The sequence below is a fragment of the Vibrio sp. T3Y01 genome, assembly GCF_013114525.1.
Lineage (GTDB): Bacteria > Pseudomonadota > Gammaproteobacteria > Enterobacterales > Vibrionaceae > Vibrio > Vibrio chagasii_B.
This window is the reverse complement of sequence record NZ_VTXJ01000005.1, coordinates 157,775-178,157: the sequence shown is the minus strand read 5'-3', so window position 1 is coordinate 178,157 and position 20,383 is coordinate 157,775. Positions and strand designations below refer to the sequence as shown.

Genomic DNA, 20,383 nt, shown 5'->3' with positions numbered 1-20,383 from the left:
AATTAGCGGTAACGCCCTTTTCTCGCTCCGGTCGCTTTACCCGCCAGTGCAATCAAAGTTTTGTTGGTGTTGGCGTGAGTGATCGCTACACCGAGCGCATCGGCGGCATCAGCCTGTGGCTTAGCTGGCAACTTAAGCATACTCATCACCATATTTTGAACCATAGACTTATCTGCGCCACCATTACCTGTTACCGCTTGCTTAATTAAACGAGCCGCGTATTCATGAACCGGCAAATCTGCATTTACAGCGGCCACTATTGCACTACCACGCGCCTGACCTAGCTTGAGTGCCGAGTCCGCATTCTTTGCCATGAAGACCTGCTCAATGGCAAACACATCTGGCTGAAACTGAGTAATGATTTCACTCACGCCCGCATAGATCTGCTTGAGTCGGCCTGGAAGCTCTTTTTCTGAGGTTCGGATACACCCACTGCCTAAGTAATACAGATGACGGCCATTTTGACGAATCACGCCGTAACCGGTAATGCGAGAGCCAGGGTCGATCCCTAAGATAATAGACATAACTTCTAGTACTGATTATTTATACATGCTTTATCAGCTTAGTATATCGAACGATAAAAAAAATGCCCGTTAAATTAACGGGCATTTCTATTTACTTAAAAAGAAGGTTACTTAAAGAGAAAGTCACTCAAAGAAAGAGTCACTATTAGCTTATTCAGCAGACTCTTCTTTTTGTGCAACTTTAACAGCGATTGCTAGCTCTTCCAGTGATGCAGGGTTTGCTAGACTTGGCGCGTCTGTTAGTAGACATGCAGCTGCTGTTGTTTTCGGGAATGCGATAACGTCACGGATGTTCTCTGTACCACAAAGTAGCATTGCTAGACGGTCAAGACCGAATGCTAGACCAGCGTGTGGTGGAGTACCGTATTGAAGAGCATCTAGTAGGAAGCCGAACTTCTCTTGTTGCTCTTTCTCTTCGATACCTAGGATACCAAATACAGCCGTTTGCATTTCTGCGTTGTGAATACGTACAGAACCGCCGCCTACTTCGTAGCCGTTGATTACCATGTCGTATGCATCAGAGTTTGCTGCTGCTGGGTTCGCTTTTAGCTCTTCCGCAGTCACACCTAGTGGTGATGTGAATGGGTGGTGCATTGCGTGTAGGTTGCCTTCGCCGTCTTCTTCAAACATTGGGAAGTCAACAACCCACAGTGGAGCCCATGCAGATGTATCTGTTAGCTCTAGGTCTGTACCTAGTTTAAGACGAAGTGCGCCCATTGCTTCAGCAACGATGCCCGCTTTGTCTGCGCCGAACAGAATGATATCGCCAGATTCAGCTTCAGTGCGATCTAGAATACCGTTGATTACGTCTTCGCTTAGGAATTTAGCAACTGGAGATTGGATACCTTCCATGCCTGCTGCACGGTCGTTAACCTTCATCCAAGCTAGACCTTTCGCGCCGTAGATGTTTACGTACTCTGCGTAACCGTCGATTTGCTTACGAGTTAGCTTAGCACCACCTGGAACACGGATAACCGCTACACGGCCTTTTTCGTCGTTAGCAGGGCCTGAGAATACTTTGAACTCAACGTCTTTAACTAGGTCAGCAACGTCAACAAGCTCTAGTGGGTTACGTAGATCTGGCTTATCAGAACCGAAACGACGAATCGCTTCAGAGAAAGGCATTACTGGGAATTGACCTAGTTCTACATCTAGAAGCTCTTTCCACATATCGTGAACGAGCTTTTCAGTGATGTTACGTACTTCTTGAGAAGACATGAACGATGTTTCGATATCGATCTGAGTAAATTCAGGCTGACGGTCAGCACGTAAATCTTCATCACGGAAACATTTAACGATTTGGTAGTAACGGTCAAAACCAGACATCATCAGCAGTTGCTTGAACAGCTGAGGAGATTGAGGAAGCGCGTAGAAGCTGCCTTTGTGAACACGGCTTGGTACTAGGTAATCACGAGCGCCTTCTGGAGTCGCCTTAGTTAGTACTGGTGTTTCGATGTCTAGGAACAGGTTCTCGTCTAGAAAACGACGAACGAAGCTAGATGCACGTGCACGAAGCTTGATGCGATCGCTCATTTCTGGACGGCGAAGATCGATGTAACGGTACTTAAGACGCTGTTCTTCAGAGTTCGTTTGGTTGAAGTCTAGTGGAAGCGCTTCTGAACGGTTGATGATCTCTAGACCAGTCGCGTAAAGTTCTACTTCACCAGTAGCCATGTCTTTATTTACTTGGCTGTCAGGACGAACACGTACTTCACCAGTAAATTTGATACAGAATTCATTACGCAGTTGGTTAGCGATCGGGAAGATATCTTTCATATCTGGATCGACAACAACCTGAACGATGCCTTCACGATCACGCATATCAATAAAGATAAGACCGCCTAAATCACGGCGACGGTTTACCCAGCCGCACAATTCTACAGTTTGTCCCGCCAGGGACTTGTTCAGGTTACCACAGTAATGGGTACGCATAATGAATTTCCCAATCTCTTAATTATTTACTAATTTCCAAGCTGTCAGTGGTCATTCCACACAACAGAGCAAAGAAACATTTATACGCGGAAACTCGGTTAAAATCGACCTTCCACATTCGAATTTATTGTGTTTTATCTGGCTTTGCTGCTTTTTAGCCCATCAAGTGCGCAAAGATTCATCAAAACCGAAAAAATTGCGATAATTATATCTCGAAAGTACCTTAATCAGCAAAACTCTCGTACAGTAGATTTTCATTTCGATTAAAAGCAGCAATGTGATGACTAATGGTGCAAAAACGATGGACACTTTACCTCTAAGACTTGGATTAACTATGTGGTCTCACTCTGAGTGGCAAAGCCAGTTCTATGGCAAGGGTACAAAGCCTGCGGAACGCCTAGAAAAATACACCCAAGTTTTTCATACCGTTGAAGGCAACACGACCTTTTACGCGACGCCGAGTATGACTACCGTGCATAACTGGAAAGCGGCAAGCCACGATGACTTCAAGTTCACCTTCAAACTGCCCAAGTTCATCACCCACCAGCAACAGCTTAGACACTGCCAAGCCGAGCTCAAAGAGTTCTTAATGACCATGTCACCCCTTCATGATCGCATAGGTCAGTGGACCATACAGCTACCACACAGCTTTGAACCTAGCATGCTTCCTACTCTGCAAAAATTTTGCACCTTGTTTCCAAAGGAGATGCAGCTCGGCGTTGAAGTTCGCCATTTAGGCTTCTTTGATAAAGGCGATGCTGAAAAACGCTTTAACCAATGGCTCGTGGAAGAAGGCATTAACCGCATCATTATGGATAGTCGCCCTGTTTTTTCTGCGCCGCCAACCACAGAAGCGGTAATCGATGCGCACCAGAAAAAGCCACGCGTGCCCGTTCACGCCATTGCGACGGCCAGCAACCCTATGATCCGTTTTATTGGTCACCCTGACCAAGTGCCAAATATCGAATTTTTCAAACCTTGGCTTAGCAAAATCCCCCAGTGGTTAAGTGACGGCAAACAACCGTATCTAATGATCCACACTCCAGACAACAATCATGCGCCGGAACTCGCGATCGCCATCTATGAGTTATTGCAACAGCAAGTGTCTGAAAATACGTCACTATTACTACCTGACCTGGAGCAATTTCCAGCTCAGAAAGGCAATCATCAAATCTCGATGTTTTAAGGCTTCTTGTACGTACAACAGTAATCCTCAGCTGTAATCTGAGTTTTCGTGACAGCAGTCCTATTTTTTCGTAAAATACGCCCCCTTTTATTTGGTACGAGTTTTATACCAATAACGCTGACTGTCGAGAGAGAATGCCATGAGCAACAAAGACAACATCTTTTCCGCTCCTATTGATAAAATTGGAGACTTCACCTTTGATGCAAGGGTCGCAGAAGTATTCCCGGATATGATTCAACGCTCGGTTCCTGGCTACAGCAACATCATCTCAGCTATCGGTATGTTAGCGGAGCGATTCGTAAAACCGCATTCAAACGTTTATGACCTGGGTTGTTCTCTGGGCGCTGCAACACTTTCCATGCGTCGTCACATCCAGCAAGAAGGCTGCACAATTTTCGCTATTGATAACTCAGAAGCGATGGTTGAGCGCTGTAAATTACACGTTAACGCTTACCGCAGCGACACGCCTGTAGAAGTCATCGAAGCGGATATTCGCGAAGTCGAAATCAAAGACGCTTCGGTAGTAGTACTTAACTTCACGCTGCAATTCCTGTCGCCAGACGATCGCTACGCCCTACTTGAAAAAATTCATGCTGGCCTGCACCCAGGCGGAATCTTAATCTTGTCTGAGAAATACGTATTCGAAGATGAAAGTTCGAACGAACTGCTTATCGACCTGCACCATGATTTCAAACGTGCTAACGGATACAGCGAACTTGAAGTAAGCCAAAAACGTAGCGCGATTGAAAACGTAATGCGCCCAGACTCTATCCCTGTTCACAGAGAGCGCTTTAATAAGATTGGCTTCTCAAGCAGCGAAGTATGGTTCCAATGCTTTAACTTTGGATCAATGTTCGCGATTAAATAGCGCGCAAACTCGGTTAGCTCGTACTAGAACGTCATCCTCACCGTAGTGAATGACACGATAACTTTTACACCACCAATTCAGTGAAAAACTATGTTTAATTTTGCCAATTTTTATCAACTTATTGCCCAAGATACTCGCCTACAGCCGTGGCTTAACGTTTTGCCACAGCAACTGACGGATTGGCAAAATGCAGAGCACGGTGATTTCGATCGTTGGTTACGTGCGTTAAACAAGATTCCACAAGACGTGCCAGATCAAGTTGACCTGAAAAATTCAGTGACGATTGGTAGTTCTACGCCATACCACACAGGGGAACTGAAAAAGCTAGAAAGCTTATTGAAGACGTTCCACCCGTGGAGAAAAGGTCCTTATACGGTTCACGACATCCATATCGATACAGAATGGCGCAGTGACTGGAAATGGGATCGTGTGCTTCCACATATTTCTCCATTAAAGAACCGTTCAGTGCTAGATGTTGGCTGTGGTAACGGCTACCACATGTGGCGCATGCTAGGTGAAGGGGCTCGCTTAACTGTGGGTATTGATCCTTCTCACCTGTTTTTGATTCAATTTGAAGCGATTCGCAAGTTAATGGGCAACGACCAACGTGCTCACCTTCTACCTTTGGGTATCGAACAGCTACCAAAACTTGAAGCCTATGACACAGTATTCAGCATGGGTGTGCTGTACCACCGCCGTTCTCCATTGGATCACCTAATTCAACTGAAGGACCAATTAGTGTCTGGCGGTGAATTAGTGCTGGAGACCCTAGTGATTGAAGGCGATGAGAACGCAGTATTAGTGCCTGTTGATCGCTACGCACAGATGAGAAACGTGTACTTCTTCCCTTCTGCTCGCGCACTGAAACGCTGGCTTGAACAAGTTGGCTTTAAAGACGTACGCATCGTGGATGAGAATGTCACAACAATTGGTGAGCAGCGCACGACAGAGTGGATGACACACAACTCTCTGCCAGATTACCTAGATCCAAACGACCCAAGTAAAACTGTTGAAGGTCACCCAGCGCCGAGACGCGCTATTCTTGTCGCAACCAAGCCATAAACTAAATATTCAAAAGCCCGAATTGCGTCGTAACAAAATTTGTCTCTAGAGCTCATTTATTTTCTAAAACAGATCAGTGTTTAATAAATAAGCTATCTCAAATAGCAATAATTGGCGTAGCGCTCACATTGCGATTCAATATGACCAGACTCTTACAATAGGATGCTTCACGCATCCTTTTTTGTGGGCTAAAATTCTAAATAGTCTGAACTATTCTCAAATTTCCCAAAGGTTTTTTTATGTTTAAGCGATTATCGCCAATTGTGGCGGTTGGTTTGCTCTCTGGTTGTACCCTAACTAACGGTGCGGCCTACCACCAAGAAACTCTCGACGCTATTGCCCGCTCAGAGACAAACATCGCAAATAAGGTTCAAAATCTTGAACTGCAACTAAGCAATCAAAGCGATTACATTGAAAGCTTAGAAGACGAAATCACAACCCTTTCCCAACAGCTTGATGTTCACCTAACCAGCATGGAACACAAAGTGATTGAAGAACTGGAAGAAGAAGAGCCAGTCGCAGTTGCAGCGGCTCCTGTTGCTCCGACTTCACAGCCTACAATCCTTGGCGGCATCGAAAAAGTATCTATCGACTCTATCAAACAAAGCTTCGATGCTCGTGTTGATACGGGTGCAACAACATCCTCTTTGAATGCTGTCGATATCAAAGAATTCGAACGCAATGGCAAAGATTGGGTACGATTCCACCTAGCTGATAAATCACAAGCGACAGAAGATCAAAAATGGATTGAAGCGCCTGTTGTACGTTATGTGAAAATCCGTCAGTCAACGACCGACCAAGCAGAACGTCGAGCTGTGATCGAATTATGGGTTAAAGTTGGAAAAATCCATGAAAAAGCGCAATTTACATTGGCGGATCGCTCTCAAATGAGTCACCCTGTATTACTAGGGCGCGAATTTATCAAAGACATCGCGCTAGTAGATGTAAGTAAACAGTACGTACAAACGGAAGCCAAATAACAATAGTAGGGTAAGCTATGACGTCACGAATTCCATTTTATATCTCTATTTTCCTGCTCATTGTAGCAGGCATAACACTGAGTATGTTCAGACATACGACCTATGGTGTTCCTTGGACCCCAGGGGAAACCAGGCAGGTGTGGGACATTGAAGCACGTATCGAATTCAATGCTGTAGGCAAAGAAGCGAAGGTTTCATTAGCGGCTCCTCATACTCAGTCTAACTACACACTTATTAGCGAGTCAGCTTCATCACCAGGCTACGGTATCTCATACTTGAATACCGAATCAGGCCGCCGCGCTGAATGGTCTATCCGTTATGCTGATGGCCCGCAAACTATTTACTACAAGACTCAATTCTTAGTCGACAGCCAAGCAAAAGTTACTGAAAACCCGCCAGAAGGTGAAGTTGCTCAACCAAGCTTCGACGGCCCAGAAGAAGCGGCGTCTCTTGCACTAATTGACCGCGCAACCAAGCGTTCAGCGGACAACCTAACCTTCACTCGTGAGCTAATCAAAACGCTTAACGATCCAGATAGCCAAAACTCTGCGCTGCTTCTGAACAACATGACCAAAGTGGAAGCGACACACAAGTTACTTTCGGCAGCGAAAATACACAACAAAGTGGTTGGTGTTATCGAGCTAGAAGATGGCCGTCGTCGTCAGTCGATCCAGAACATGATTCAAATTTGGGACAACGATCAGTGGATCCTATTCTCTCCTGAATCAAGCGAACAACAAATTCAACCAAACCTATTGATTTGGGACGAGTCAAACGTATCTCTATTAGATGTCGTTGGCGGCCAAAACAGTAAAGTTCACTTCTCTATGATTGCTCAAGAGGTCACCCCGACTGAAGCAACCAACAGCAAAGTCTCTGCAGACCAGCTATTAAACCTATCGATTCACAGCCTACCGCTAGAAGAGCAAGCGATGTTTAAAACCATCATGCTGATTCCTATTGGTGCATTAATCGTGGTGTTCTTACGAGTCATCATCGGATTGAAGACATCTGGTACCTTCATGCCGGTTCTGATTGCGGTTGCCTTTGTTCAAACGCAGCTAGTAACAGGTATCGTTGGTTTCCTTCTGATTGTCGGTACGGGTCTTGTGATTCGAAGTTACCTATCCAAGCTTAACTTGCTACTGGTAGCCAGGATATCCGCGGTGATTATCACGGTAATCATGATTATTTCTGTGTTTACCGTAGTGGCATTCAAAGTGGGCCTGACTGAAGGTCTGTCTATTACGTTCTTCCCAATGATCATCCTATCTTGGACGATTGAACGTATGTCTATCCTATGGGAAGAAGAAGGTGCGAAAGAAGTAATGCTACAAGGCGGTGGCTCTCTATTCACTGCGATTCTTGTTTACTTGGGTATGACTAACCCGTTCATTCAACACTTAACGTTTAACTTTATCGGTCTACAACTGGTTATCCTTGCGACCATCTTGTTACTAGGTAACTACACAGGCTACCGTCTGACTGAGCTTCGTCGCTTTAAACCGCTAACGGAGGACTAAGCTATGTTTGATCAGTTTACTTCGCCGTTTCGGTTGAAAGACAAAGGCATCATGGGAATGAACAAGCGTAACCATAGTTACATTGGCCGCTACAATGATCGTTCCAAGTATCCGTTAGTTGATGACAAGCTAAAGACTAAAATCATCGCTGAACAAGCTGGTGCAACTGTACCTAAGCTTATCGGCGTGATCAGTCACCAAGCTGAAGTAAAGACAATCCATAAGATGGTAAAAGAGTGGCCTGGTTTTGTAATCAAGCCGGCTCAAGGGAGTGGTGGTAAGGGTATCCTTGTCATCACCTCACACAAAGACGGCGTTTACACCAAGCCGTCTGGCTCTACCATTAATGAAGAAGATGTAGAGCGTCACATCAGTAACGCTCTTGCTGGTCTTTTCTCACTAGGTGGTAAGAACGACGTTGCCGTTGTTGAAAACCTGATTAAGTTTGATGAGTGTTTCGATGGCTTTAGTTACGAAGGGGTGCCAGATGTACGTATCATCGTATTCAAAGGCTACCCTGTCATGGCGATGATGCGTCTTTCAACCTCTGCTTCTGATGGTAAGGCTAACCTTCACCAAGGTGCTGTTGGTGTAGGGATCGACATTGCAACGGGCAAAGCGGTACGAGCGGTTCAATTTGACCAATCGGTGACGCATCACCCAGATACAGGTAAAGAGCTAGCATTATTGCAAGTTCCTCACTGGGAAAAGTTGCTAACACTGGCATCAAGCGCTTGGGAAATGACAGGCCTTGGATACATGGGTACTGACATGGTTTTAGACCAAGAAGAAGGCCCAATGGTACTTGAGCTTAACGCACGTCCAGGTTTGGCTATACAAATCGCGAACGGCGCAGGTCTGCTACCACGCTTACACCATATTGAGAACCTTGGTACGCCAGCTGAATACCCGAAACCAGCAGAGCGCGTTGCATACGCAGCTAAGCAATTCGGTGTTCACGGTAACGAGATTGTTCCGAGCTAAGCTATTTACTGATTAGGTCAATGGACACCTAATTAGAGCTCAATAAAAAAGCCGCATAGCTCTGAGAGTTACGCGGCTTTTTAGTACCAGCAATTTAACGGATTGGGCTAAACCTCTGTAACTTCAATTACAGACTCTCGAATGGGATCAATGCGCACCGCCGCAACCTTAAACTCAGGGATCTTGGCATGAGGATCGGTTGCCGTTGTCGTCAGGCGGTTCACTGGCGATTCCACAAAATGGAATGGAATAAACACGACGCCTTGCTGCATTCGTTTCGTTACAAACGCCGCAATTTCAATTTCACCACGACGTGTCGACACCTTGAGCATTTGTCCGTTGGAAATCCCTAACGCCTCAGCATCATGAACACTGACCATCGCACGTGGCCCCGCCAAGTTATCTAAGCCTTTTGTTTTGCGCGTCATGGTGCCTGTATGGAATTGCTCTAGGATACGCCCGGTAGTAAGTACCAGCGGGTACTCTTCGTCTGGAAGCTCAGCCGCATATCGAAACGGAATCGCTTCCATTTGACCGCGCCCACGAGTGAACTGAGTTTGGTGCATGATACGGGTACCGTCAGGGTTGTTCTTGTTACTCGGCCATTGCACGCCATTAACCGTGATGTTTTCCCAACGTAAACCACCATATTGTGGCGTGACGCGAGCAATCTCATTGGTAATGTCCGCAACCGAATCGTAGCTCCAACCACCACCCATAGCGTTGGCTAGCATTTGGATAATCACCCAATCCTCTTTCGCATCACCAGGAGGTAATACCGCAGGGTTAATACGCTGAACACGTCGCTCAGTATTGGTGAAGTGACCAGACTTCTCAGCGAACGAGCAAGATGGCAGAACCACATCCGCATACTGCGCCGTTTCGGTTAAGAAGATATCTTGCACCACAAGGAAATCTAACGCTTCAAGCCCTTCAATCACGTGAGTTTGATTCGGATCACTTAGCACAGGGTTTTCACCCATTACGTATAAACCACGCACATCTCGCTTACATGCCCCATCAATAATCTCGGTCAGTGTTAAGCCCGTTTCAGCCGGCAAATCAGCAATGCCCCACTCCATCGCGAACTTTTGGCGAACCATTGGGTTATACACTTTCTGATAGCCCGGGAGGTTATTTGGCAATGCGCCCATGTCGCAAGCACCTTGAACATTCGATTGTCCACGCAGCGGGTTGATACCGCCCCCTTCAATACCTATGTTGCCACACAACAGTTGCAGGTTAGCAATAGATCGAACGTTGTCGTGGCCAGTGGTGTGTTGCGTGATACCCATGGAGTAATACACCGCCGTGCGTTTTGCAGTACCGATCAAGCGCGCCATCGCGAAGATGTCTTCTGCTTTAACGCCAGTTACTAGCTCTACTTTGTCTAACGAATAACTTGGCGACATTACCTCTTGCAGCAAGGTATCAAAGCCATCGACACGGTCATCAATGTATTCTTGGTCATACCAACCGTGTTTAATGATCTGCTGCATCACACCATTAATCAGCATTACGTCAGTACCCGGTCGATGTGCTAGGTAAAGCTCAGCGTGATCGGCAATATCAATTCTCTTAGGGTCCGCGACAATCAAACGAGCACCGTTATGTCTTACCGCCTGTTTAATGTGTGAGCCGATAATAGGGTGTGCAGATGTAGTATCAGAACCAATAATGAAGATGACATCCGAGTGTTTGATGCTTGGGATGTCATTAGTCATCGCCCCACTGCCCAGCGAAGCTTCAAGCCCAGTTACCGTTGAAGCATGGCAAAGGCGAGCACAATGGTCGACGTTGTTAGTACCTAGTTCACGACGAACGAATTTTTGGAACGCATAGTTATCTTCATTGGTGGTTTTAGCCGATGAGAAGCCCGCTAGTGCATTACTGCCAAAGCCTTGTTTAATCGCCGTGAACTTATCGGCAATGAGCATGATAGCTTCTTCCCAACTCGCAGGTTGCAACCAACCATCTTTACGAATCAATGGTGTTGTGAGGCGAGCATCACTGCTCACGAAGTCAAAACCAAAGCGCCCCTTAACACACAGCATGCCTTCGTTAACCGGAGAATTACCTCCCTCGATATAACGGATTTTGTTCTTCGCTTCGTCAACATGCATGGTCAGCTTACAGCCCACACCACAGTAGGTGCAGATAGTGTCGACCTTCTTAAGAACGTCGGTGTCACCTTGCTTTCTATCTCTCGCGTCCACCATCGCACCAGTTGGGCACGCTTGAATACAAGAGCCGCATTGAACACAGTTCGAGTCACCCATTAAAGTCTGATTCGCCCCGAAATTTGGGCGACACTCAGGTCTTGAAGCGGGCTTACCACCAGCCTGATTCATGAAGCTTAGAACGCCATGAACATTTTGTTCACGACACGCCTGGATACACTGACCACAACTGATGCAGCGGTTGGCATCGAAAATAATAAATTCAGAGCTATTGTCGACAGCAAACTTCTGTCTTGTTAAACCCACTTTCGCTTCTTCTGTTCGAATAGCTTGCCAGCTTTCATTTGAAGCAATATCGATTTTGTATTCAGGGTGCGTTTGAGTTGCCTTGTACTCAGTCGAGTAATCACGTAGGTCGCAATTGGTATTGGCTTGGCAACCACACTCTAAACATCTTGCAGCTTCAGCGATTGCATCAGCATTATCAAAGCCAGTCTCGACTTCTTCAAAGCTCTGCTCTCGCTGCTCTGGAGTCAGCTCCGGCATGATTTTTCGAGCCATGCGTTGTATCGACTTGTACTGCTCGGGATCAACGGCTTTGAGCTGCTTATGCTTTCTTGAGTTAAACGGTTTAGCAGGGATACTATCCATATCACCATTGAAGAATCGGTCGATCGCTTGCGCAGCAATACGCCCGTCTCCGACTGCTTCTACCGCAGTCGCTGGACCACGTCTGAAATCACCAATACTAAATATATTGCCCGTACCTGTGTGCATGGTTTGCGGATCTGCATCTGCGGTGTTCCAACGTGTCAGTGGGATATCAATCTCTTCGTTATCCATGAAGCTTAGGTCAGGCTTTTGCGACACCGCAGCGATAACCGTATCGAACGCTTCAACAAAGAACTCCCCCGTTGGTTTAGGGCTACGACGACCAGAAGCGTCAGCAGGGCCAAGCGCCATGCGTTCTAATCGAATTTCTGATACATGGCCATTGTCATCAGCAATATTCTCTGCCGGGTTGGTCAAGAAGTGGAACTTCACACCTTCATGTTCAGCTTCTTCGATTTCATAGTCTTCAGCTGGCATTTCATCTCGCGTACGACGATAGATGAGTGTTGTATCAGCGCCATCACGCACTGCGGTTCGTGCGCAGTCAATCGCCGTGTTACCACCACCAATCACAGCGACTTTTTTGCCGGTAGTAAAATGTTTGTCAGTCACATAGTCTTTCAGGTAATCGACACCCAAATAGCAGCCTCCGAGATCACTACCCGGATAATTCATCTCAACGGCTTGCGATGCACCTACCGCCAAACAAACCGCATCAAAGTCACGACTAAGATCCGACAAGGTGAAATCAACACCAAGCTTCTTGTCGCACTCTACTGCCATTCCGTTACGACACATAAGCTCGATTTCTTTATCTAGAATCGACTTCGGTAGACGATATTCAGGAATCCCATAACGTAGCCAGCCACCAGCTTTAGGCATCGATTCGTAAACACTGACATCATAACCTTCATTAGATAGGTAATAGCCCGCTGTTAAGCCACCAGGACCACTGCCGACAATCGCAATGCTCTTACCTTTATTGGGTTTCTTCGCTGGCATGTAGCTCTCTTGAGCAGCGAGATCGGCATCGGCTGCGTGTCGCTTGAGCTGACGAATAGCAATAGAGTCATCGACTAAGTTTCGACGGCATTCCGTTTCACAGAAAGCCGGACACACACGACCAATCGATAGTGGCATCGGCAGTGTTTTCTTAATCACTTCAATGGCTTTAGTATGATCATTTTGCGCGATGTGATGAAGGTAAGACTGGATATCTACTCCGGCCGGGCAAGCGGTTTGGCACGGCGCTTCACAGTCAGCATAGTGGTCTGCCATGATTCGATTCAACGCATCTTGGCGATGAACCGTTAACTGTTTAGATTGAGTCGTAATGTTCAAGCCATTGACGACCTCAAGCTCACACGAGCGTGTTACGCCCACCCCTTCCACTTCAACCACACACAAATCACACGGCACTTTGTCCGCTGTTTTGTTCAAACCACATAACGATGGAATCTCTAAACCACATGTTTTGGCCGCCTCAAGAACGGTTTGCCCTTGTTCGACGATTCGAAATTTCCCATCAATGACGATTTGAATCATAGCTTGTCCTACCTTTACCTTTCGCACACTGCGAGTTATCAATAATTAAAAATAAAGTAATACAATATTATTAATATTATTTAATCTATGTAATTACCATACATTAATTATGGCTTTGTGCGTGTGACCTCAAACAAGTTCCATTGATAATAACCATAAGGTATGAGTGGTCTTATCTGTATATGGAAAACATTAAGTTGAAGATAAAGGCAATTGGAGGAAGGCAGGTGTAATCAGGGAGATTAGACTTCAGATATTAAAAAGCCCCTACCACTGTATATAAAGTGAATAGGGGCTTTGAATTGATACGATAAATCGGCTTAAAGCTTACTGCTCAGCTTCTTCAATCAGCTCTTGCACTGGCGATGCAGGTTTGTTTTGTGCAAAACCACGCAGACCAACAACATGTACGTGTTCGTGATCTTTGAAGACCTTACGTACCAGCTTGTAGGTCGTGCCTTTCTCTGGGCTGATGTTCTCAGGCGCTGCAATCAGAAGCTGCATGCCTAGACGATCACACAGTTCAAACAGCGTAGAGATAGACTTCGCATCCAGACGAGCTGCTTCATCAAGGAACAACAAGCGACATGGAACAATGTCTTTGCTACGAAGTCGACGAGACTCTTCTTCCCAGCTCTGAACAACCATCAATAGGATAGATTGACCAGTACCGATCGCCTCACCGGTAGAAAGTGCACCCGATTCCGCTTGTAGCCAGCCGTCTGAACCACGGTTAACTTCTACACTTAGCTCTAGGTAGTTACGGTAATCCAGTAGCTCTTCACCCAGCACTTGCGGAGAACGTTGACCCATGTCGATGTGTGGGTTCACACGTTGGAACAACTTCGCCATTGCTTCAGAGAAGGTGAAGCGAGTCGTCTCGAACAAGTCTTTATGCTGCTCTTGTTGAGTCGCTAAGCCCGATAGCAAGATTTCGTGGCTTTCACGGATCTTAACATTCAAACGTACGCCCTTAACCTGACCAAAGTAAATGTTCGACAAGCCTTGGTTCAGCATACGAATACGGTTCTGCTCACGCTGAATCGTCTTCTTAATGATGCTTGCTACCGACTCAGAGCTGATCGCTAGGCGGTTTTCACGCTGCGTCAGTTCTTCTGTTAATCGGGCTAACTCAACTTCCATCTCTTCGATTGCTTCAACCGGATCATCCGTATGAATGATGTCTTGGCGAATACGCTCGCGAAGATGTTGGTAAACCGCAATATAGAATAGAACCTTACGCTCTGGATGTGCGTTATCTTCAGATAGACGCAGCGAATCACGTAGATCTTCATTGTCAGCCACAGCCAGACGCAGTGCACCCAGTGATTTATCCGACATTGAGCGAAGTTCGCCCGCCGTTAGGTAAGCCAGTTCACGCTTGTGTAGACGACGTTCAACGTCATTCTCACGAGCTAAACGCAGTACTGAACACCAACCTGCTTTTGCTGCAACAACGAAGGTACGAAGCTCTGTGTACTCTTTCTGTACTTTCTTAAGACGCTTAGCCAGTGCTTTCATCTCAAGTTCAGTTGAGGTGATCGTACGTTCGTATTCGCTCTTACGGCTACGAGAAGTATGCAGACGCTCTTGAAGCTCGTCACGACGACGTACAGCGCGCTCTTCAGCACCTTCATCAGCGTTAACACCGAACTCTTGAAGCTCTTGTTTGAACTCTTGAACCGTCTCTTGCTTCGCTTGGTGCGAGCTCTTCAGCGCTGCCAATACTTGGTTGTACTGGTTCATCTGTTCGCGAGCTTGCTTCAAGCCATCGCGGCCTTTCGCTCGAGCTTGTTCTGCTTGAACCAGTTTCGCTTTCAGTTGCTCACTCAGTTCACTGCTCTTATTAAGCAGGTCAACTGAGTCTGCGTAAGCAAAGTAGTGACGACGCTCAATCAGATCAGACAGTGCGAATACTTTGCCTTTTAGCGTTTGTAGCGCGTTGTCCGCCTGGCGGTACTCAGCTTCCAAAGCTTCGAATTGCTCTGGGTCAGCGTCTAGTGCAGAAACGATTTGCTCTAATGACGCAAGCGCTTTGCCATAAGTGTTCAGGTAAGACTTAGCTTCACTCAGGCGTTCTAGTTGTACTTCTAGTTCAGCTAAACGTTCAGCGAGCGTTTCGTCTTCTAGAATACGAACCATAGGCGCTAACTTATCCAGCGCAGCAATCGCCTGTTTGCTTTGTTGAAGCTGGCTACGTTGCTGTTGCTCTTTCGAATCCAGTTCAGCCAGTGAACGTACTACTTGGTTACGTTTCTCACGAACGACTGCAAGTGCTTGCTCTGGATCTGCATTAAACGCAACGTGCAGGTGTTTCGCTACAAAGCTGTTGAATGCTTGGTATAAACGATTCAGCTTTTGAGAGTCAAACGCAGCTTTCGCGTGATTCTCAACAACCACATCGCGCTCTTCTCGCAGTTTATCTAAACGCTGCTCACGAGCCGCACGACCAAACAGTGGGATCTCAGGGAAACGAGAGTAACGCATTTGGCGATCGTTCAATTGAACACACACCGCGCCTTCTAACTCATCGGCATTGAATGAGCTGTCATCAAACGCGTCAACATCACCTTCAAGGATGTAAAGGTCTTCAGGACAATCATCAAGATCAACCAGTTTCTCTTTGATGCCATCAAGATCTGAAACCACAATCGCATGACGAGCTGGGCCGTACATCGCACTGAAATATGGCGCATCGCCAATTGTGATGTCGTCGTAGATCTCTGAAAGCAACACGCCACCAAGGGTGTCCGCTAAGCCTTTCAAGCGAGGATCGTTAGAACCACCTGGTGATGCTAGACGCTCAATTTCTTGCTCAAGTTCAGCTCGGCGAGTTGCCAGTTGATCTTTAGCCACCGCTTGAGACTTTTCATCTTCAAGCACTTGTTGCATTTGCGTCATCACCGCTTGGCTGTCTTCTAGCTCAGCTTCGGTTTGATCTCTTAATGCTTCAAGCGCATCGTTTGCTGTGATCCAAGCAGGAGCAATAGACTCTAGCTTTTGAATCTCTTGGTCGTGGTTTTGTTGTACACGACGCTGTTCACTTTTCGCTTCACGTAACTCTTCTTGAGCGTACTCAAGCGTTTCGATCTGCATTGCATGACGTTCGCGCTCTTCGTCGAAAACCGCTTCGTCAGTCAGTGAAATGTTGTGTTGCTTTTGGTATTCAGTCGCCAGCTCTTTTGCTTGACGCTGCTGTGCTACATCACGAGCCATGTCGCGGTGTTGAGCACGCCATTGCTGTTCGTTCTCAACAACGTGTTTCGCGTTACGACCTTTTTCTAGAGCTTGCTTAGCGCAGTGAGACGCTTCTTTACGTTCAACGTCACCAACGATGCTCTTAACCAAAGACAATGCTTTGTCGAACTGTGCAGAAGCTGCAGAAGACATGTCTAGCTTGTGCTTAGTAGACAGTAGCGTCTGAGTGCTTGATTCTTCTTGTGCTTTTAGCTCAGAAACCAAGGTTAATGCGCTTTCTGCCGTAATAGATTCATCACCTAGCAACTGCTTGGTTTTCTCTAATGCTTGAACCGCTTGCTGGTATTGAAGTGCGCGAGTCTGCTGAACATCCAATGCTTGTTGGTAATCAGCAAGCTGAGTTTTCAGGCTATCCACTTCTTCTTCAGTAATGGTTGCCTGCTCTTCTGCAAGAAGTACTCGCTCTTGAGCTTCTTCAACCACCATCATCTGCTCTTCTAGACGCTCATTAAGCTCTTCTAGATCTTCGCTGTAGCGAGCAATTTTCTCTTGCTGACGAAGTGCAGTTTGAACCAATTGAAGATGATCCGAAGCCGCTTGGTAGTCTTGTTCTAGAGACGATTCTTGATCCACCAGCAACTCAAGTTCTTCTTGAACTCGATTCAACAGGTTGTTTTGCTCAAGTAAAGTTTCACGCGAACCAAACAGTTCACCACGGAACTTCATGGTTTGATCTAACTTATTGCGACGATCGTTCGCATGGCGCATATAGTCTGCCGCCACGTAGTTAGTCGATTCAGTGATCAAATGCTTGAACAAATCACGATCAGACTGAGTTGTCTTGATCGCTTCTAGCGTCATGCGGTTCTCACGCAGTGCCGATTCCATATCTTGGAATGCTTTCTTCACACCACCATTTTGCGGCAGAAGGTAATCACGCAGAGAACGTGTAATAGCACTTGAGATACCACCGTAAAGTGATGCCTCAATCAGACGGTAGAACTTAGAGCGGTCGCTGCTGTTACGCAGTTTCTTCGGTACCACACCGTATTCGAACATCTGTGAGTGGTAATCCACAATCGAAGAGAACGCTTTGAAGTGTGCGCCTTCGTATTGTGCAACTGCGGCCTTCACATCATTTAGCTGACATACACGAGCATGACTGTCTGAAACGTTCTGAATCAATACATCCGTTGGCTTCACATGGCTTGGAAGACCTTGGATAACGAACGGCTTGATGTCTACTTTCTTGTCACGACCAGCAACTTGCTGCAGTTTTACTGCAAACAGTAGGCGTTGGTTACGAGAGTTCACCACATCTAACGCTGCATAACATGCGCCTGGCTGAAGCTTACCGTAAAGGCCTTTATCACGAGATGACTGTGAGCTGCCTGCTTCCGTTGTGTTACGGAAATGCAGAAGGCTTTGGTCAGGGATAAGTGCTGTAATGAATGCCGCCATTGTGGTCGACTTACCTGCACCGTTACCGCCAGAAAGCGTTGTAACCAATCCATCAATATCAAAAGTACGTGCGAAGAAGCCGTTCCAGTTGACCATGGTTAATGATTGATACTTACCTCTTTCAATCATGCTTCACCTTCTACTTTTGTTTGTTCGCCGTCGTTTGACTCAAGGTCAAAATCAGCTTGATCGTTAAAAATATCTTGTTGACCGTTTTCATCTACATCTGATGTAGCTTCAGCTTTCTCTTCATTCAACAAGCTACCTTGGTTAGGTTCTTGAGTATGCACCACAGCCTCACCATCACGGATAAGGCGCAGTTGAGCTTCTTTCATGTCATCGCCAACACGTACGTCCGCACCAAAACGGAATACCGCTTCGCTGATACGGAATTTGCCCGTTTCGCCAATCGCAATCAACATGCCGATACGGCGTAGGCGACGCAGAGAAGTACGCACTTTTTCAAACAGTTTTTCTTTGTCTAAATCAGAACCAGACGCACGGTTTGTTGCTAGCTTCATGAGTTTTTTCTCATCCGCTAGTGCCATTAGCTCTTCAAATAGCTCTTGGTTAGTGAAGATACCTTCGTGTGCCAAACGCTCTGGGCTTAGGTACAAGAAACACAATACCTTGCCAACAAGCATGTCTAGCTCAGACAACACACTACGACCAATTAAAGACGTAGAACGCGGACGCAGATAGAAGAAACCTTCCGGAGCTTTCACAAGTTCTGTGTTGTAGCGTTGGTAGAAATGCTGAAGCTCAACTTCAAAATCAGATAGTAACGCGTGGTTATCTAGGTCTTCTGTTGAAATATGCTTACCTGAACGCAGCATGCTGTCTAGCGCAGGGAACAGTGGGTTCGCTATCGCTTTTACCAGTTTCTCTGGCATGTAATCATCAGTACTTGTTAATGACATTGGCTTGTACCTTTGCACCGAAATCGTTGATTGCCTGCCAATCTGGCTGAATAGCCTGATAGTCAGACTCTGAGTAACCTAAGCGCACCGCTTGGTCGACAACAATTCTGGCTAAATCAAAATGGTGTGTGCGAGGGTGTTCAGCGAGGTAGTCGCGTAACACAAGGCCAAGATCGATTGGCGCACCTTGCTGTTTGTGAGCTTTTAACATATCTGCAATTCTTTCAGACAGCAGATCGTTCACTTGCTCAAATTCTTCGTACTCTACGTCAAGTGGCGCTTGTCCTGTTACTTCGTCATCACGAAGCACTAGTGCTTCATCACGAAGATCCGTCAGCTTCTCAGCGTCGGCATAAGTTAGTAGCCACGGCGCATCAAAGTATTCCGTCACAGATTGACGTAGACGTTGGCTGAAGGCACGGTTCTTATCCATATCAATCGCGGTACGGATAAACTTGTGAACGTGACGGTCATAGCCGATCCATAGATCAATCGCTTGTTGGCCCCAACTTGTGATTCGGTCGAGCTTCATTTGCAGACCAAACAGGGTTTCGCCAACAAACTCGAGTTCATCGTCGCCGTAAACAATTTCTTGAATATCGAGGATCTGTGTTTGCAGTTCATCACCTGCCGCTTGCAAGGTATCTTGCAACTCTTTTAGCGTGGCTGAGGTTTCTGATAGCAAGACTTCACAGTTGTTGATCGCTTCACGCCAATCTTTATTAAGAAGGTCGGCAATCTGCTGTTTTACGGTCTGCTGCTGCTCATCCATAACGCGTTGGTTAAGATCAATCTGATCGAAAATTTCACCAACAGAGTACTTAAGCACGCCGTAAACGTTCTTTCTCCAATGCCCTGGCATTCCACCTTTCTGTGCTGCTTCAATAGCTTTTGCCATTTCATCCGCAACCATAGAAAGTTGGATAGACAGTTTTAATTTAGAGAACTGACGGTGACGTAAATAATAATCTGAGATACCAATTGCCAACGGTGACAAGCGGTAGATGCTTGCGCCATCGGTAATTTCGCTGGTAAAGCGGCTAATCAGCTTCTGTTTAACCAACTCATTAATTGCATTATTGGCACGAAACGCTGAGGCTTCACCAGTATCTTCAAACAGTCGAGTGACGATAGTAAACGCATCATGCAGTTCACCCTCGCCCAGCTCTTCATCGAACCTTTCATTGCTTAATACTGCAATAGCAATCAAAAATGCTAAGCGCTCTGGCGGCAAGTTTAATGAAAAATCATGCTGCTTGACCCAGCCCACCAACTCATCAATTGGCTGCTCTTCGGCAGTTTGAGTCATTTCACTCATTGTGGTTCCTGTTACTGTTCTTCGTCATATCAAACACAGTAGATATGACGCCTATTTCTTTATAACGCGGGCTTCTTACGATTGCATAGC

Annotated in this window: 12 protein-coding genes; 6 read left to right on the top strand and 6 right to left on the bottom strand. The window is 46.3% G+C overall.

What is annotated here, in order from left to right; translation table 11 throughout:
- Nucleotides 1-2: 2 nt before the first annotated feature.
- Nucleotides 3-524 carry a crossover junction endodeoxyribonuclease RuvC gene (gene ruvC, locus F0232_RS07640; RefSeq protein ID WP_008219936.1) on the bottom strand — a complete coding sequence of 174 codons (522 nt, stop codon included), beginning with the start codon at nt 522-524 and terminating at the stop codon, nt 3-5.
- Nucleotides 525-674: 150 nt separating this feature from the next.
- Nucleotides 675-2,456 carry an aspartate--tRNA ligase gene (gene aspS / locus F0232_RS07635; RefSeq protein WP_008219938.1) on the bottom strand — a complete coding sequence of 594 codons (1,782 nt, stop codon included), beginning with the start codon at nt 2,454-2,456 and terminating at the stop codon, nt 675-677.
- A gap of 301 nt (nt 2,457-2,757) precedes the next feature.
- Here aspS and F0232_RS07630 point away from each other — a divergent pair, with 301 nt between their 5' ends.
- From F0232_RS07630 to F0232_RS07605, 6 genes are all read left to right on the top strand, one after another.
- Complete coding sequence (locus F0232_RS07630; protein WP_105057855.1) at nt 2,758-3,642, top strand: DUF72 domain-containing protein; 885 nt, start codon at nt 2,758-2,760, stop codon at nt 3,640-3,642.
- Between the two features lie 139 nt (nt 3,643-3,781).
- Entirely contained in the window at nt 3,782-4,510 is a 729-nt protein-coding gene (cmoA, locus tag F0232_RS07625) for a carboxy-S-adenosyl-L-methionine synthase CmoA (RefSeq protein ID WP_105057376.1), read from the top strand.
- A 90-nt stretch (nt 4,511-4,600) separates the two neighbouring features.
- The gene (gene cmoB, locus F0232_RS07620) at nt 4,601-5,572 is read left to right on the top strand and encodes a tRNA 5-methoxyuridine(34)/uridine 5-oxyacetic acid(34) synthase CmoB (RefSeq protein WP_061032866.1); all 972 of its coding nucleotides are present in this window, start codon (nt 4,601-4,603) and stop codon (nt 5,570-5,572) included.
- Nucleotides 5,573-5,811: 239 nt separating this feature from the next.
- On the top strand, nt 5,812-6,552 hold the full coding sequence (locus F0232_RS07615; RefSeq protein WP_004741100.1) for an ATP-dependent zinc protease: 741 nt from the start codon (nt 5,812-5,814) through the stop codon (nt 6,550-6,552).
- 17 nt (nt 6,553-6,569) lie between these two features.
- On the top strand, nt 6,570-8,075 hold the full coding sequence (locus F0232_RS07610) for an inactive transglutaminase family protein (RefSeq protein WP_105057377.1): 1,506 nt from the start codon (nt 6,570-6,572) through the stop codon (nt 8,073-8,075).
- 3 nt (nt 8,076-8,078) lie between these two features.
- On the top strand, nt 8,079-9,059 hold the full coding sequence (locus F0232_RS07605) for an alpha-L-glutamate ligase-like protein (protein ID WP_105057378.1): 981 nt from the start codon (nt 8,079-8,081) through the stop codon (nt 9,057-9,059).
- Between the two features lie 107 nt (nt 9,060-9,166).
- On the opposite strand, the gene fdhF is transcribed toward F0232_RS07605, so the two are convergent.
- The 4 genes from fdhF to mukF all read right to left on the bottom strand — a co-directional run bounded on the left by fdhF (nt 9,167) and on the right by mukF (nt 20,293).
- Entirely contained in the window at nt 9,167-13,396 is a 4,230-nt protein-coding gene (gene fdhF, locus F0232_RS07600; RefSeq protein ID WP_105057379.1) for a formate dehydrogenase subunit alpha, read from the bottom strand.
- A gap of 327 nt (nt 13,397-13,723) precedes the next feature.
- Complete coding sequence (gene mukB, locus F0232_RS07595; protein WP_105057380.1) at nt 13,724-18,184, bottom strand: chromosome partition protein MukB; 4,461 nt, start codon at nt 18,182-18,184, stop codon at nt 13,724-13,726.
- The gene (mukE, locus tag F0232_RS07590; RefSeq protein ID WP_061032871.1) at nt 18,181-18,975 is read right to left on the bottom strand and encodes a chromosome partition protein MukE; all 795 of its coding nucleotides are present in this window, start codon (nt 18,973-18,975) and stop codon (nt 18,181-18,183) included. Before mukE ends, mukB begins: the two co-directional genes overlap by 4 nt.
- Nucleotides 18,956-20,293, bottom strand: a complete 1,338-nt coding sequence (mukF, locus tag F0232_RS07585) for a chromosome partition protein MukF (protein ID WP_105057381.1) — start codon at nt 20,291-20,293, stop codon at nt 18,956-18,958. Before mukF ends, mukE begins: the two co-directional genes overlap by 20 nt.
- Nucleotides 20,294-20,383: the final 90 nt, after the last annotated feature.

Excerpts from the sequence above, each read along its gene's own strand:
- ruvC (WP_008219936.1), bottom strand. The coding sequence starts at position 524 with ATGTCTATTATCTTAGGGATCGACCCTGGCTCTCGCATTACCGGTTAC.
- aspS (WP_008219938.1), bottom strand. The coding sequence starts at position 2,456 with ATGCGTACCCATTACTGTGGTAACCTGAACAAGTCCCTGGCGGGACAA.
- F0232_RS07630 (WP_105057855.1), top strand. The coding sequence starts at position 2,758 with ATGGACACTTTACCTCTAAGACTTGGATTAACTATGTGGTCTCACTCT.
- cmoA (WP_105057376.1), top strand. The coding sequence starts at position 3,782 with ATGAGCAACAAAGACAACATCTTTTCCGCTCCTATTGATAAAATTGGA.
- cmoB (WP_061032866.1), top strand. The coding sequence starts at position 4,601 with ATGTTTAATTTTGCCAATTTTTATCAACTTATTGCCCAAGATACTCGC.
- F0232_RS07615 (WP_004741100.1), top strand. The coding sequence starts at position 5,812 with ATGTTTAAGCGATTATCGCCAATTGTGGCGGTTGGTTTGCTCTCTGGT.
- F0232_RS07610 (WP_105057377.1), top strand. The coding sequence starts at position 6,570 with ATGACGTCACGAATTCCATTTTATATCTCTATTTTCCTGCTCATTGTA.
- F0232_RS07605 (WP_105057378.1), top strand. The coding sequence starts at position 8,079 with ATGTTTGATCAGTTTACTTCGCCGTTTCGGTTGAAAGACAAAGGCATC.
- fdhF (WP_105057379.1), bottom strand. The coding sequence starts at position 13,396 with ATGATTCAAATCGTCATTGATGGGAAATTTCGAATCGTCGAACAAGGG.
- mukB (WP_105057380.1), bottom strand. The coding sequence starts at position 18,184 with ATGATTGAAAGAGGTAAGTATCAATCATTAACCATGGTCAACTGGAAC.
- mukE (WP_061032871.1), bottom strand. The coding sequence starts at position 18,975 with ATGTCATTAACAAGTACTGATGATTACATGCCAGAGAAACTGGTAAAA.
- mukF (WP_105057381.1), bottom strand. The coding sequence starts at position 20,293 with ATGAGTGAAATGACTCAAACTGCCGAAGAGCAGCCAATTGATGAGTTG.